Below are 14,185 nucleotides of genomic sequence, written 5' to 3'. Positions count from 1 at the left end.
GTTAGTTAACTAACCCTTGATTTTGTTACACAAATGTACTTTTTTTTATCCAAAAACGTTTCAATGATTCAAAAATCTGATGCCTAGTGTAATGAGTTACGTAACAGACATGAAATTTTTCTGTTATTCTGTTGTGTGAATAAGAAATAGTCGTATATTTGCGCACTTAAAATTTAACTAAACATTATTGTTATGTACGCAATCGTAGAGATAGCAGGGCAACAATTCAAAGTAAGCAAAGACCAAAAAGTTTTTGTTCACCGTTTGGCTACCGAAGAAGGGTCAAAAGTTTCTTTTGACAAAGTTCTTTTGTTAGACGACAATGGGAACATCACTTTAGGCGCCCCAGCTATAGAAGGTGCTTCAGTAGAAGCCAAAGTGTTACAACACTTAAAAGGAGATAAAGTTATCGTTTTCAAAAAGAAAAGAAGAAAAGGGTACAAAAAAAGAAACGGACACAGACAATCATTAACGCAAATCGTTATTGAGGGAATCAGTGCTACCGGATCAAAAAAAGCAGCCAAATCGGCTGAACCTAAAGCTGAAAAAGCCGCAGAGCCAAAAGCTCCGAAAGCTAAAAAAGCAGAAACCACTGAAGAATAATTAACATTTAAAAACTAAAACGTCATGGCTCACAAGAAAGGTGTCGGTAGTTCGAAGAACGGTAGAGAATCAGAATCGAAACGTTTAGGCGTTAAGATTTACGGTGGTCAAGCTGCGGTTGCAGGGAATATCATCGTTAGACAAAGAGGTTCTAAACACAATGCCGGAGAAAACGTTTACATGGGTAAAGATCATACTTTACATGCAAAAGTTGACGGAATTGTAAAATTCCAGAAAAAAGGAGACAACAAATCATTTGTGTCTATCCTTCCCTTCGAAGCATAAGAACAAAACTCTTATCATTATACAAAACCCGTTCAGTACTGAACGGGTTTTTTGTTTTGAATAATACATCTCGGAAACCGGTTCTTTCTATAATCTGTTCTTAGCGTGTTGTCTTTTGTGCAGAAATTCAGTAAATTTGAATTTCATATGAAACAGGCACTCCTTTTTGTTCTAATCTTCCTTGGCATTACACTCAATGCCCAAAATGATTGTGCAGATGCCATAGTCGTATGTGGGAATACAAATTTTAACAATGTTGAAGTAAACGGCTCGGGGTCAATACAGGAAGTAAGTAGTTGTGGCGGCCAAGAGTACAACAGTATTTGGATGAAAATAAAAATTGCCACTTCCGGTACGCTTGAATTCACCATTGTTCCCGAAAGCCCCAACCTGATTGAGGATTTTGACTTCTACCTTTATTATTACGAATCTTGTATTGAAAAAAATATCATCCGTTGTTCTACTACCAATCCCAATATGGCGGGACTAACGTATAATATAACCGGTTTGCAAAGTTCTGAAACCGACACTAGTGAAGGTCCTGCCGGCGACGGCAACAGTTTTGTTTCGGTTGTCGATGTGTTGGCAGACGAAACCTACATGCTCGTCGTTGATCGTGCCATCGGAAACAGTAATTTTTCGATAATCTGGACCGGAACGGCCACCTTTAACGATCCGCCTCAATTTGATTTGCCTCTCGGCGTAACTTCCATTGATTTAACTCAGTGTGATGTTGATGGTGTTCCGAATGCTTCAACCGTATTCGACTTAACCCAGAATACGCCGCATATTATTGGCAGCCAAACCAATGTTACGGTTACGTATTATACTAACGAAAGTGATGCTTTTTTGGGAGAGAATGCGATAACCGATCCGAGTTCATTTGTCAATACCTCGAATCCCCAAACCATTTATGTCAGAATAGAGAGCACCGTAACCGAGTGCTTCAATAACGGTTCATTTGACCTCATTATTTCGGGTGAAATTGGTTTGTCGGAAAATCAATTTTCGATTTGTGACGATACGACTGACGGCAACAAGTTCAATGGTCAGACTACGTTCAATATGCAAGATGTTACTTCGGTTATTTTCCCGAATCTCCTTCCCGGAATAACGGTTACCTATTATTTATCGCAAGCCGATGCTGAAAACAACCTCAATCCGCTACCGCTGTTTTTTTACAACACAGTGCCCGAATCCCAAACGCTCTTTGTAAAAATTGAAGACGGAAACTGTACTTTTATCAGTCCGATTGACTTAATCGTTAACTCATTTCCCGTTGTAACAGCCGCCAGTCTCGTTCAGTGTGATTATGGCATCAATCCGGATGGCGTCACCTTGTTTAATCTTTCGGAAGCCGATGGATTTTTTACCCAAGGAGCTTCGGATGTAGACGTGACGTATTATTTGGATAATGCAAGCCTTACCGCCAATCAACCGCTACCTGTCAATTATACCAATACCGCAAATCCTCAAAACATCCTGGCGCAGTTGTTATATGCTAACGGCTGCAGCACCACTTATCCCTTGACACTCCATGTGAATGTCGCCGTAGGGCAAAGCGTAGCCGGATTGGAAACTTGTGATGTACAGCAAAACGGCTTGGCGACATTCAACCTCAATCAGGCCAATATCGTCCTGCTGCCCACACAAACCGCTTCCTATTTTCTGACGCTTCAGGACGCTTTACTCGAACAAAATCAGTTGGTCAATTTGATGCATACCAATACCACTCCCTACAGTTCAAGTGTCTTTGTAAGAGTTGAAGACAGTGCTAACGGGTGTTCAGGGATTAGTGAAATTCCTTTGGTGGTGAACCGACTTCCGCCCATTGAACCCAATGGCGAAGCGTATGTTTGTGCCAACCTGCCGGGGTTTCAAACCACCATTGACGCCGGTTTACTTGACGGGCATCCGTATCAATATGTCTGGAGTTATGGCGGAGCGGTACTTCCCGAAACGACGGCTGCTATCCTTGTCGATCAGCCCGGGACCTATACGGTGAATGTCGTGAATGCTGACGGTTGTGTCAGCACGCGTACGATTATAGTGAATACGTCCAATGGCGCTAACATTACGTCGGTCGCGAGCCAAGGCACCGGCATCGAAAATAATTCGGTCACCATAAACCCCTTTTCGCCCAATTATGGTTATAGTATCGACAGTCCCAACGGTCCGTTTCAGTCGAGCAACCAATTCCATAACGTATCTTGCGGCATCCACACGGCTTATGTGAGTGATACTGATGGCTGCGGTGTGGCCTCACTGCCGTTTGAAATCATCGGAATTCCGATTTATTTTACTCCTAACGCCGACGGGCATCACGATATTTGGCGTTTGGGTTGTGCTACAACCCAACCCGACACCCTCATTCAAATTTTTGACCGCTACGGGAAACTGATTAAACAAATGAAAGCCAATGGCGAAGGTTGGGACGGTACTTACAACGGAAGAAAACTTCCCTCAGACGATTATTGGTACCTGATAAAGTTCCCGGATGGCAAAACGCAAAAAGGGCATTTTGCGCTAAAGCGATAACTCAAATTTCAAATGATACCGGCTGTGGGTATAACTTTTTGTTCACCGATTGGGTTTTAGGAGCGAAAGGTTCGGGCTGTTTCGGCAGTCCTTGTTCCCGCTGTCCGCACTACCCCGATCCCGAAATTTCGGGACGGGGGTAGCTTGCTTCCATCGGGGCTACACAGGATTTGTCGTGAAATAAAAAACCCTCACATCACTGCGAGGGTTTCAATATCTAAAAATCTAACGATCTAAGAAGTCTAAGCCAGTCGGATTAATATCTGTAATATTCCGGTTTGAATGGTCCTTGAACGTCAACACCAATATAAGCGGCTTGCTCTTCGTTCAAAGTTTCCAATTCCACACCCAATTTGGCTAAGTGCAAGGCCGCTACTTTTTCATCCAAGTGTTTCGGTAACATGTACACTTCGTTTTTGTAAGCAGCACTGTTGTTCCACAACTCAATTTGAGCCAACGTTTGGTTGGTAAACGAGTTACTCATTACAAAACTCGGATGACCGGTAGCACAACCTAAATTCACCAAACGGCCTTCGGCTAAAACGATGATATCTTTGCCGTTTACATTGTATTTGTCTACTTGAGGTTTGATTTCTACTTTGGTATTGCCGTGGTTTTTGTTCAACCAAGCCATATCGATTTCATTGTCAAAGTGACCGATGTTACATACGATGGTTTTGTCTTTCATCGCTTCAAAGTGTCTTCCTACTACAATGTCTTTGTTACCGGTAGTCGTGATCACGATATCGGCATTAGCAATAACGGTGTCTAATTTTTTCACTTCAAACCCGTCCATCGCTGCTTGTAACGCACAAATCGGATCAATTTCAGTTACGGTTACAATAGAACCGGCACCTCTGAAAGAAGCCGCTGTTCCTTTACCTACGTCACCGTAGCCACAAACAACCACTCTTTTTCCGGCCAACATAATATCGGTTGCACGACGAACAGCATCTACAGCCGATTCTTTACAACCGTATTTGTTGTCAAATTTCGATTTCGTAACGGAGTCGTTTACGTTAATCGCCGGCATGTATAATGTACCGTTTTTCATTCTTTCGTACAAACGGTGAACACCGGTAGTTGTTTCTTCTGATAATCCTTTGATACCCGGGATCAACTCAGGGTAACGATCGAATACCATATTGGTCAAATCACCACCATCATCCAAAATCATGTTCAATGGTTTTCTGTCTTCTCCAAAGAATAAGGTTTGCTCAATACACCAGTCAAACTCTTTTTCATTCAAACCTTTCCAGGCATAAACCTGAATGCCCGCAGCAGCAATCGCAGCAGCAGCCTGATCCTGAGTAGAGAAAATGTTACAAGAAGACCAAGTCACTTCGGCTCCTAACGCAATTAAAGTCTCGATTAGAACAGCAGTCTGGATGGTCATGTGTAAACATCCGGCAATGCGAGCCCCTTTTAATGGTTGACTGGCGCCGTATTCCGCACGAAGCGCCATTAATCCCGGCATTTCGGCTTCGGCCAATTCAATTTCTTTTCTTCCCCAAGCTGCCAAGTTAATATCTTTAACTTTGTAAGCTACATAAGGTAATGTTTGTGTACTCATCTATTGTGTATATTTGTTTTTTAAAGAATTGTGGTGCAAAATTACACAATAGAAAAGAATTAAAAAAGCCTTTTTCGTTTTTTTAGGGATTGTTTAATTCCTTAATTTTCTGAATTACAAACAGATAATTTCAAAACACTCATGCCGTTACTAGGAATCAAAGCTTTAAATCAAAATACCTCGCTGTACGTTTGGAAGATTACGGAGACGTTCGATGAACTTTTTCGTTCTGTAGCCTTGAAAGATGTTTCCTTGGCAAGGTTGGAAGGAATGAAATCGGAAGCCCATCAGAAAGGCTTTTTAAGCGTGCGTCGCCTTCTGATGGAAGCAGGGTATACCGATTTTGATTTGTACTATGATGCCTACGGAAAGCCGCATTTGAACGACGGAACGCACATTTCCGTTTCGCATTCCCACGAGTGTTCGGTTATCGTTTTGAGTAACCAAATTGTGGGAGCCGATTTGGAATTACTCAAAGAGAAAACACTCCATATCGCCCCGCGATTCATGGAAACGTTTCATTTGGATCAGCTTTCTCACGAAAACCAAATTAAAAAGGCAACGGTTATTTGGGGTATTAAAGAATCGGTTTTTAAAATCAAAAACGAAAAAGGGATTAGTTTTCCCGAACATATTTTTGAAAAGCCCTTTCGGTTGGAGGATAAAAAGGCAATAGCCGAGCTTCAATTCAACGATCATGTCGAATATTTTGACATACAGTTTGATTTTATCGACAATTATGTTTTTGTTTGTGCATTTAACTCGGGGGAAAAGAAATAATGAGCACCATTTACACCGACATATTACATGCGAAATCGAATGACCAAAAATTATTGGCTATTCTTTTAGATCCTGATAAACTAACGATTGCAGCTGTTCCGAATCTGATGGAAAAAATCAACCAATCACCGGCAACCCACATTTTAGTGGGTGGCAGCTCGTTTCAAGGAAAGCATTTGTCCGATTTGGTTGTGGCAATAAAACAAAGAAGTCGTCTGCCGATTTTGCTTTTTCCAGGTCATCCGTCACAAATTTCAGGCGAGGCCGATGGCCTGTTGTTTTTGCAATTGCTCTCCGGTCGCAATCCGGATTATCTGATCCAACACCAAGTGGATGCCGTTCCGATGTTGGAAAAAACCAACTTGGAAGTGATATCTACGGGATATATTCTCATTGAAAGCGGAATCGAAACGGCTGTAGAAAGAGTATCTCAAACCCAACCGTTGGCCCGAGAAGATTTTCATTATGCCGCGCAAACCGCCAAAGCAGGGACACTTATCGGAAACCAATTAATTTATCTCGAGGCCGGGAGCGGAGCGCAACAACCAATTCCGACAGCAATGATTGCAATTGTAGCGCAAAGGATTTCCGTACCTTTGATAGTTGGTGGCGGTATTCGTTCCAAAAAAGAAATTGACCAAGCCTTTGCCGCCGGAGCCGATATGGTGGTCATCGGCACCGCTTTTGAAAAAGACACCGATTTTTTTCAGCATCAATACGAACAGGCCAAAATTAAAACATGCTAGAGTTCTTGTTCTCGCAATACAAAAACTACCCAACCTATGAAATTGTGTTGGAACTCACCGCTATTGTATTTGGCTTACTGAGCGTGTGGATGGCCAAAAAAGACAATATCTGGGTGTTTCCAACCGGAATTATCAATACCGGAATTTATACCTATTTGCTTTGGAAATGGTCGCTTTTGGGTGATATGATGATTAATTTTTATTACGTAGTCATGAGTTTTTACGGCTGGTATCATTGGACACGAAAAAAAGAAAACGTAATCCTGTTTCCTATTGCTCGTATGACGGCATCGGAAAAGAAGATGTCGACTTTGTTATTTGTGTTAACCCTGCTTTTTGTGGTCGCGGTTTACACAATTTTTGATAAATTTACCCATTGGACATCGTACGTAGACACGCTGGTCACCGGAATTTTTTTCGTGGGCATGTGGCTGATGGCCCGTCGGAAAATAGAGAATTGGGTGTTGTGGATCGTGGGCAACGTGATTTCCATACCAATGTATTTTGCCAAAGGGTATTCGTTTACGAGTATCCAGTATTTAATTTTTACAATTATCGCCGTTTTCGGCTACTTAGAATGGAAGAGAACATTACAAGAAAAGAAAGTTTAATGACGAAATACGGATTCACCAAGGCCGATTTTGACTATATCGATAGCCAGGGTATTTCTCTTGATAAGATTGAGGGTGAACTGTTGCTTTTTGAGTCGGGGATTCCCAAAATTACGTTGGAACGCCCGGCTACTATAGGTGATGGTATTGTGAAACTTACTGAGCAAGAATTTCAGCAGTATGCGGAACGGTTTGATACGCAAAAAACGTCTTTAAAACTAAAAAAATTCGTACCGGCTTCCGGGGCGGCCAGCAGAATGTTCAAATTCCTGAATGAATTTTTAAATGACTTTGATCACGAAAACGAAACCATTAATGCCTACATCAATCGCAAAAAAGATAAAAACCTACCGGTTTTCTTGGCCGGAATTGAAAAGTTCCCTTTTTACGAAGCCGTAAAAGCCAGAGTGAAAAGTGTTTATCCCGACTATTATTCGCTCGAACGCCACGAAAAAAGTTATCGATTTATCAAATTAATGCTCGCGCAAGACCATTTTGATTTTGCCAACAAACCCAAAGGAGTACTCGATTTTCATCAATACGATACTCATATTGCCACACCGGTGGAAGAGCATTTAAACGAATGCGCATTCTACGCGAGCTCCAATTCGGTTTCGCATTTGCATTTTACGGTATCCGAAAATCATGAAAATCTATTCCGAGAAGTTATTGCCAAAGTACAAGATAAAGTAGAAGCCACATCGGGGACTAAAACCCATGTCAGTTTTTCGTACCAGCAAAAAAGTACCGATACCCTTGCTGTGGATATGCAAAACAAACCGTTCCGAAATGAAGAAGGCCAACTCGTGTTTCGCCCGGGAGGACATGGCGCGCTGATAAACAATCTCAATAGTTTGGATGCCGATGTGTTGTTTGTAAAAAACATAGACAACGTCATTCAAAATCACATTCAGGAAATTGCATTGTACAAAAAAGGATTGGCCGGAGTTTTACTGGAAATTCAGGATAAAATATTCAAAATTCTTCATGCTGTTGACCGGCAAACGGTGCAACAAAACGATATTCCGAATATTATCCATTTCATGAAAAGATCCCTGAATATTGATGTGGTTGACGATTTTTACAAGTATACGCTTGAGAACAAAATCGATTACATCAAGAACAAGTTAAACCGACCGATTCGGGTGTGTGGGATGGTCAAAAATGAAGGAGAACCGGGAGGCGGTCCTTTTTGGGTGCGAAGTTACAAAGGCAATGTGTCATTGCAAATTGTAGAAACCTCACAAGTGGATACCAACAATCGGGAACAGATGGTCATACTCTCAAAAGCTACCCATTTTAATCCGGTAGATTTGGTGTGTGCCACCAAAGATTACCTCGGTCAAAAATTTGATTTGACGCAATTTGTAGACCACAGTACCGGTTTCATTGTACATAAAAATAACAAAGGAAAAGACCTGAAAGGCTACGAATTACCGGGATTGTGGAACGGTGCCATGGCCAAATGGATTACTGTTTTTGTTGAAGTGCCGTTGATAACTTTTAATCCGGTTAAAACGGTTAACGACTTACTTAAACCGGCGCATCAACCGCAATATGAAAACTGAAATCATTCTATCAGAATTGCAATTTAAAGCGGTTCGAAGTTCCGGACCGGGCGGACAAAACGTCAATAAAGTGTCCAGTAAAGTGGTTTTAAGTTTTGATGTTCCTCATTCGAACGGATTACATCCCGAAGAGAAAGAGTTACTCTTGACCAAGCTCAAATCAAAAATATCCTCAGAAGGGTTGCTGATCTTGAGTTGCGACGAAGATCGAAGTCAGCTTAAAAATAAAACCATAGTCACCAAACGCTTTTTAGCGTTGGTACAACAAGCTTTAGTCGTTCCCGAAAAACGAAAAAAAACAACGGTACCGAGAGCGGTCATCGAAAAACGAATCAAAGCCAAACGCAATCTCTCCGAAATCAAACAGAACCGAAAGAAACCAAGACTGTAGCATCTTGTCATTTCTCTTTCGTCGAAATGAGAAACTAATTTGGATAATTGTAGATTTTACACGTACCTTTGTCCCGTCTCAAAAGGGGTGCTCTAAATAACGAGCTGAGATTATACCCAATGAACTTAGAACAGGTAATGCTGTTTAAGGAAGTGACGAAAAACTAAAGTGCACGTTAGTCCATCGTCAGGAGTATCAAATCATTTTTTAACCAAGAATAATTACCTCTTTTTATTCGTAACTTAATTTTTACGAATGGAAATTTTATTCAATGTATCCAAAGGAAAAAGAAAACCATGGCTTTTTTCGCTCAGCGCTGTCATACTTTCTTTGGCTGCTTTTTCGCAGGAAAAAGTAAAAGACACCACCCAAGTCAATCAACTTGATGAGGTTTTGGTATCTGCTGTGCGTGTTACTACGAAAACGCCGGTGTCGTTCAGCAATCTCGACAAAAAGGAAATTACAGGACGCAATCTCGGACAAGACATTCCGATTTTGATGAATTACCTACCTTCGGTAGTGACTACTTCCGATGCCGGAAACGGCGTGGGTTACACCGGAATTCGCGTACGCGGGAGCGATGCTACCCGTGTAAACATCACCATCAACGGCATTCCGTATAACGATGCTGAAAGTCATGGGACGTTTTGGGTGAACATGCCCGATTTTGCTTCCTCGGTAGAGAGTTTGCAGTTGCAGCGCGGCGTGGGAACGTCCACCAACGGCGCCGGTGCTTTTGGCGCGAGTTTGAATTTGTTAACCGATAGTTTTTCTAAAGAAAGCAATGGCGAAATATCGAATTCTTTCGGCAGCTTTAATACCCGAAAACATACGGTAAAATTCAGCTCAGGCTTGTTAAACAACCATTTTGAATTGGCCGGAAGGCTTTCCAATATCGACTCTCAGGGGTATATTGACAGAGCGGCTTCCGATTTGAAATCCTATTTTTTACAAGGAACCTATGTGGGTAAAACCACTTTGATTAAGGCCTTGGTTTTTGGCGGTACCGAAAAAACATACCAGTCCTGGAACGGCATTGACGGCGAAACGATGAAGGAACATCGCACGTTTAATTCGGCCGGAATCTACACCGATGAATTCGGGAACATCCGATTTTATGAAAACGAAACCGATAATTACCAACAAGACCATTACCAGTTGCATTGGAGTGAAAGAGTTTCCGAAAATTGGAGTACCAATGTGGCCTTGCATTATACCCAAGGGAAAGGCTATTACGAAAATTACAAAGAAGATGCCGATTTTGCCGATTACGGTTTCACCCCGGTTGTGATTGAAAACACCACCATTAACACCACCGATTTGGTGCGTCAGAAGTGGTTGGATAACGATTTTTACGGGACTACTTTTTCCGCTAATTATAAAAAGAACAAGCTCCATTTGATTCTCGGGGGAGGTTGGAACAAGTACGAAGGCGACCATTTCGGTAAAGTCATTTGGGTGCAATTTGTATCCGACAGCGAATTGGGTGATCGGTATTACGAGGATTACGCGGTAAAAACGGACGGAAATTTATTTACCAAAGCCAATTACCAAATAACCGCAAAACTGAGTTTGTATGCCGATTTGCAATACCGAACCGTAAACTATAAAGCCAATGGTGTTCAGGCCGATTGGGTTAATGACACCTTTCATTTCTTTAATCCGAAAGCCGGGTTGAATTATGAGTTCAACGATAAGAATACCATATACGTTTCGTATGCCAAAGCCCAACGCGAACCCAATCGCACCGATTACGAGAGCGGAAATGCCAAGCCCGAAAAATTGGATGATTTTGAAGTGGGGTGGCGTTATGTTTCGGAAAAAGCCAAAATAAACACCAACGTCTACTATATGGCCTATAAAGACCAGTTGATTTTAACCGGGAATTTGGATGATGTCGGCAATCCGATTCGTTCTAATAGCGAAACCAGTTACCGATTGGGATTGGAAGTAGATGCCACGCTGGCGTTAACCTCAAAAGTCATTATTCGCCCTAATGTTACCCTGAGTCAAAATAAGAATGTAGATTTGAACGTGGACGGTAATGCGGTAGGAACCAAAGATATTGCGTATTCTCCCGAAGTCATTGCCGGAAATATTGTGGTGTACAAACCCGGTAAAGCATGGCAATTTTCCTGGTTGACTAAATTTGTAGGGAAACAGTTTATGAATAACATCGAATTGCCTTCGGCACAATTACCCGATTATTGGGTGAACGATTTCAATGTGACCTATGAAATACAACCGAAATCGGTTTTTAAATCGATAGTGTTTACCGGATTGATTAACAATGTTCTCGACAAACAATATGTTTCCAACGGGTATATGTGGGATGTCTATCCGTATTACTATCCGCAGGCGGGAATTAATTTCCTGGCCGGAGTAACACTCAAAATATAACTAAAAACCTCTCAGGAAGCTGAGAGGTTTTTGTTAATTGGTGATGTATAAATTGGAGCCGCTCACCGTAACCCGATATTGTTTCATAGGGTAGGGTTGACCGGGACTTTGGCCCGTAAACAGGTTGTAAACGGTATTGTCACAGTCACAAGTAGCTTCAATGCCGTTGATAGTCATGGGCGACGAACAACTGTCAAACGATTGGTTCGGACAGGCCAAATCGAAAGCCACAAAATTACTACCGGTATTAAAAACCACAATACCACGAGCTCCGGCATTGACACCAAAATACACTATGTGATTGCTTGGAAACTGCAAATTGCTGTAAGCGGGTAAGTTCATGTTAATCTGAACATCAACAGGATAATTGGGGATATTGGGGTTTCGGTTATTGATACTTCCGCCGTCACAACCATAAGCCATCACGAGAAGCACCGTCAAAACAAGAATCTTTTTCATATAAATTTTTGAATTAGTATAGCGAAACAAATTTAAATTAATTAACTTTGACCTGCGTTACCAAACGCTAACAAATTTGAAATAAATTAAAAATACTATCTTTGCAAAAAGAAATCCCGTTCCGATGGGATTTTTTCTGTTTATATAAATGATGAAATTATGAGTACAGTATCGTATTACACCGCAGAAGGATTAAAGAAATTAAAAGATGAACTGGATCACCTTAAAAGTGTAGAAAGACCCAAAGCATCACAAGCTATTGCTGAAGCTCGAGATAAAGGCGATTTGTCTGAGAACGCCGAATATGATGCCGCCAAAGAAGCACAAGGTCTTTTGGAAATGCGTATTGCCAAAATGGAAGAGCTGTATGCCAATGCCCGGTTGATCGATGAATCGCAATTGGATTTGTCTAAAGCGTTGGTTTTGTCTAATGTAAAGATAAAAAATCAAGCCAACGGGATGGAAATGAAATATACATTGGTGGCCGAAAGTGAAGCCGATTTAAAATCAGGTAAAATTTCAGTGACCTCACCAATCGGTAAAGGATTGTTAGGAAAACGCGTAGGTGAAATTGCCGAAATAAGCGTGCCTAACGGAAAAATCAATTTCGAAATTTTAGAAATATCCAGAGACTAATGCCTTCTGTTTTTACTAAAATAGTTAACGGCGAAATTCCGGCCTACAAAGTCGCAGAAGACGACCACTATCTCGCGTTTTTAGATGTCAATCCAAACGCGAAAGGCCATACCCTTTGCATTCCGAAACAAGAAATCGATAAGATTTTTGATATGGAAGAAAACCATTATTTGGGTTTAATGCAATTTGCCCGAAAAGTGGCCAAAGCCATCGAAAAAACAGTTCCTTGTAAGCGTGTCGGTATAGCTGTGGTTGGTTTAGAAGTGCCGCACGTGCACGTCCATTTGATTCCGTTGCACGACATGGACGACATGCGTTTCCAACGAAAAGCAGCTTTGACCCAACAAGAGTTTGAAGATTTGACGAAAGCCATTCAAAGCAATGTATAGAAAACAGAATCCCGAGCCATCGGGATTTTTTATGCCTTTTTAAAAGAAATCTGCATTGTAGTTCCTTTGTCCAATTCGGAATGGGCGACTTTAATTTTCCCTTTGTGGTACTCTTCCACGATGCGTTTGGTGAGTGACAAACCCAAGCCCCAACCCCGTTTTTTGGTGGTAAAGCCGGGTTCAAAAACCCGTTTGAATTGGTTTTTGGGAATACCTTTTCCGGTATCGGTCACTAATATTTTAACGGTATGGTGGTCTTCCTCGAGAGCAACAGCTAATGCACCGCGTCCTTTCATGGCGTCGATGGCGTTTTTAACTAAATTTTCGATGGTCCAGCTATGCAACGCCGGATTTAAGGAAACATAAATGGGATGTTTGGGCGCTGTGAAGGAGAATTTGACTTGGTTGGAGAAGCGCGATTGCAAGTAGTCGAATGATTTTTCGGTCTCCGCCACGATGTCGAGTTGTTCCAATACCGGCTCGGAACCGATTTTAGAAAAACGATCGGTAATGGTTTGCAAGCGGGTAATGTCTTTTTCAATCTCGGCGACCATGGTTTCATCGATATGATTCACTTTCATAATTTCGAGCCACCCAATGAGTGATGACAATGGTGTTCCGATTTGATGGGCGGTTTCCTTGGCCATTCCCGCCCAAAGCTTGTTTTGCGTAGCCATTTTGGTGCTTCGGTAAAAGTTGTACACCACCGCGGCAAACAAGAAAATAATCAACAATAATGCAATCGGATAGTACTTGAGTTTGTTGAGCAAAGAAGAATCGCCATAGTATAAATTGTGGGTTCGCCCTTCGGAAATTTGCATCACGATAGGGTCGTTCTGATTTTTTAAGGTATTTAAAAAAGCCTTGAGTTTAGCCTTGTCCTTTAAGATGTCCTCATCAATATTTTTGGTATTGATGATAGAATCTTTTTCGGTTACTATGATTGGAATGGTAGCTGCCTGAATAATTTGCAAGGGCAAATCGACATCGGTAAACTCGTTGGCATTGATGAGTGTTTCCTGCGATTTGGCCCAGAGGGTCATTTTATCGCGCTCTTCCTGTTTGAAGATTTGGAAAAAAGTATACGTATTCCAGAGGATTAGCGTTACGATGACAAAAGACGTCGCGATGATAATCCAGCGGGTAAGGTTTCTTTTTTCGGAAAACTGCATGCTTAAATTTTTTATAAATATAGACAAAACCGCC

14 protein-coding genes are annotated in these 14,185 nt (G+C 41.6%); 11 read left to right on the top strand and 3 right to left on the bottom strand.

Annotated elements, in window-relative coordinates:
* Positions 1-192 precede the first annotated feature (192 nt).
* The 3 genes from rplU (at position 193) to QHT84_RS00415 (ending at position 3,426) form a co-directional block, all read left to right on the top strand.
* Positions 193-603, top strand: a complete 411-nt coding sequence (gene rplU, locus QHT84_RS00425) for a 50S ribosomal protein L21 (protein ID WP_283237561.1) — start codon at positions 193-195, stop codon at positions 601-603.
* Between the two features lie 24 nt (positions 604-627).
* Positions 628-888 carry a 50S ribosomal protein L27 gene (gene rpmA / locus QHT84_RS00420; RefSeq protein WP_283237560.1) on the top strand — a complete coding sequence of 87 codons (261 nt, stop codon included), beginning with the start codon at positions 628-630 and terminating at the stop codon, positions 886-888.
* A gap of 147 nt (positions 889-1,035) precedes the next feature.
* Positions 1,036-3,426 (top strand): T9SS type B sorting domain-containing protein, encoded by a 2,391-nt coding sequence (locus tag QHT84_RS00415; RefSeq protein ID WP_283237559.1) that lies wholly within the window; start codon positions 1,036-1,038, stop codon positions 3,424-3,426.
* A gap of 256 nt (positions 3,427-3,682) precedes the next feature.
* On the opposite strand, the gene ahcY is transcribed toward QHT84_RS00415, so the two are convergent.
* Positions 3,683-4,999: an adenosylhomocysteinase gene (gene ahcY, locus QHT84_RS00410; RefSeq protein WP_283237558.1), complete on the bottom strand. Its 1,317-nt coding sequence runs from the start codon at positions 4,997-4,999 to the stop codon at positions 3,683-3,685.
* A 141-nt stretch (positions 5,000-5,140) separates the two neighbouring features.
* Between ahcY and QHT84_RS00405 the strand changes: the two genes are divergently transcribed.
* The 6 genes from QHT84_RS00405 (at position 5,141) to QHT84_RS00380 (ending at position 11,495) form a co-directional block, all read left to right on the top strand.
* Positions 5,141-5,779, top strand: a complete 639-nt coding sequence (locus QHT84_RS00405) for a 4'-phosphopantetheinyl transferase family protein (RefSeq protein WP_283237557.1) — start codon at positions 5,141-5,143, stop codon at positions 5,777-5,779.
* Positions 5,779-6,525 carry a geranylgeranylglyceryl/heptaprenylglyceryl phosphate synthase gene (locus tag QHT84_RS00400; RefSeq protein WP_283237556.1) on the top strand — a complete coding sequence of 249 codons (747 nt, stop codon included), beginning with the start codon at positions 5,779-5,781 and terminating at the stop codon, positions 6,523-6,525. The genes QHT84_RS00405 and QHT84_RS00400 overlap by 1 nt, the downstream gene beginning before the upstream one ends.
* Positions 6,519-7,136 carry a nicotinamide riboside transporter PnuC gene (gene pnuC, locus QHT84_RS00395; RefSeq protein ID WP_283237555.1) on the top strand — a complete coding sequence of 206 codons (618 nt, stop codon included), beginning with the start codon at positions 6,519-6,521 and terminating at the stop codon, positions 7,134-7,136. Before QHT84_RS00400 ends, pnuC begins: the two co-directional genes overlap by 7 nt.
* Complete coding sequence (locus QHT84_RS00390; RefSeq protein WP_283237554.1) at positions 7,136-8,704, top strand: DUF4301 family protein; 1,569 nt, start codon at positions 7,136-7,138, stop codon at positions 8,702-8,704. Before pnuC ends, QHT84_RS00390 begins: the two co-directional genes overlap by 1 nt.
* Positions 8,694-9,095 (top strand): alternative ribosome rescue aminoacyl-tRNA hydrolase ArfB, encoded by a 402-nt coding sequence (gene arfB, locus QHT84_RS00385; RefSeq protein ID WP_283237553.1) that lies wholly within the window; start codon positions 8,694-8,696, stop codon positions 9,093-9,095. Before QHT84_RS00390 ends, arfB begins: the two co-directional genes overlap by 11 nt.
* A gap of 255 nt (positions 9,096-9,350) precedes the next feature.
* Positions 9,351-11,495 (top strand): TonB-dependent receptor, encoded by a 2,145-nt coding sequence (locus QHT84_RS00380; protein ID WP_283237552.1) that lies wholly within the window; start codon positions 9,351-9,353, stop codon positions 11,493-11,495.
* 33 nt (positions 11,496-11,528) lie between these two features.
* Here QHT84_RS00380 and QHT84_RS00375 read toward each other — a convergent pair whose 3' ends face one another.
* On the bottom strand, positions 11,529-11,954 hold the full coding sequence (locus QHT84_RS00375) for a Rieske (2Fe-2S) protein (RefSeq protein ID WP_283237551.1): 426 nt from the start codon (positions 11,952-11,954) through the stop codon (positions 11,529-11,531).
* A 159-nt stretch (positions 11,955-12,113) separates the two neighbouring features.
* Between QHT84_RS00375 and greA the strand changes: the two genes are divergently transcribed.
* Both greA and QHT84_RS00365 read left to right on the top strand, forming a co-directional pair.
* Positions 12,114-12,590, top strand: coding sequence for a transcription elongation factor GreA (greA, locus tag QHT84_RS00370; protein WP_283237550.1), 477 nt, complete (start codon positions 12,114-12,116; stop codon positions 12,588-12,590).
* The gene (locus tag QHT84_RS00365; protein ID WP_283237549.1) at positions 12,590-12,979 is read left to right on the top strand and encodes an HIT family protein; all 390 of its coding nucleotides are present in this window, start codon (positions 12,590-12,592) and stop codon (positions 12,977-12,979) included. The genes greA and QHT84_RS00365 overlap by 1 nt, the downstream gene beginning before the upstream one ends.
* Positions 12,980-13,008: 29 nt before the next feature.
* Here the strand turns inward: QHT84_RS00365 and QHT84_RS00360 are convergent, their stop codons facing one another.
* Positions 13,009-14,151: a sensor histidine kinase gene (locus QHT84_RS00360; protein WP_283237548.1), complete on the bottom strand. Its 1,143-nt coding sequence runs from the start codon at positions 14,149-14,151 to the stop codon at positions 13,009-13,011.
* Positions 14,152-14,185: the final 34 nt, after the last annotated feature.

The sequence above is a fragment of the Flavobacterium sedimenticola genome, from assembly GCF_030053345.1.
Lineage (GTDB): Bacteria > Bacteroidota > Bacteroidia > Flavobacteriales > Flavobacteriaceae > Flavobacterium > Flavobacterium sedimenticola.
This window is presented reverse-complemented; position numbering and strand designations above follow the sequence as displayed.

Bases quoted from the DNA above. Each gene is read 5' to 3' on its own strand.
- ahcY (WP_283237558.1), bottom strand. From the start codon at position 4,999: ATGAGTACACAAACATTACCTTATGTAGCTTACAAAGTTAAAGATATT.
- rplU (WP_283237561.1), top strand. From the start codon at position 193: ATGTACGCAATCGTAGAGATAGCAGGGCAACAATTCAAAGTAAGCAAA.
- QHT84_RS00415 (WP_283237559.1), top strand. From the start codon at position 1,036: ATGAAACAGGCACTCCTTTTTGTTCTAATCTTCCTTGGCATTACACTC.
- QHT84_RS00360 (WP_283237548.1), bottom strand. From the start codon at position 14,151: ATGCAGTTTTCCGAAAAAAGAAACCTTACCCGCTGGATTATCATCGCG.
- QHT84_RS00380 (WP_283237552.1), top strand. From the start codon at position 9,351: ATGGAAATTTTATTCAATGTATCCAAAGGAAAAAGAAAACCATGGCTT.
- pnuC (WP_283237555.1), top strand. From the start codon at position 6,519: ATGCTAGAGTTCTTGTTCTCGCAATACAAAAACTACCCAACCTATGAA.
- QHT84_RS00400 (WP_283237556.1), top strand. From the start codon at position 5,779: ATGAGCACCATTTACACCGACATATTACATGCGAAATCGAATGACCAA.
- QHT84_RS00375 (WP_283237551.1), bottom strand. From the start codon at position 11,954: ATGAAAAAGATTCTTGTTTTGACGGTGCTTCTCGTGATGGCTTATGGT.
- QHT84_RS00405 (WP_283237557.1), top strand. From the start codon at position 5,141: ATGCCGTTACTAGGAATCAAAGCTTTAAATCAAAATACCTCGCTGTAC.
- rpmA (WP_283237560.1), top strand. From the start codon at position 628: ATGGCTCACAAGAAAGGTGTCGGTAGTTCGAAGAACGGTAGAGAATCA.
- greA (WP_283237550.1), top strand. From the start codon at position 12,114: ATGAGTACAGTATCGTATTACACCGCAGAAGGATTAAAGAAATTAAAA.
- QHT84_RS00365 (WP_283237549.1), top strand. From the start codon at position 12,590: ATGCCTTCTGTTTTTACTAAAATAGTTAACGGCGAAATTCCGGCCTAC.
- QHT84_RS00390 (WP_283237554.1), top strand. From the start codon at position 7,136: ATGACGAAATACGGATTCACCAAGGCCGATTTTGACTATATCGATAGC.
- arfB (WP_283237553.1), top strand. From the start codon at position 8,694: ATGAAAACTGAAATCATTCTATCAGAATTGCAATTTAAAGCGGTTCGA.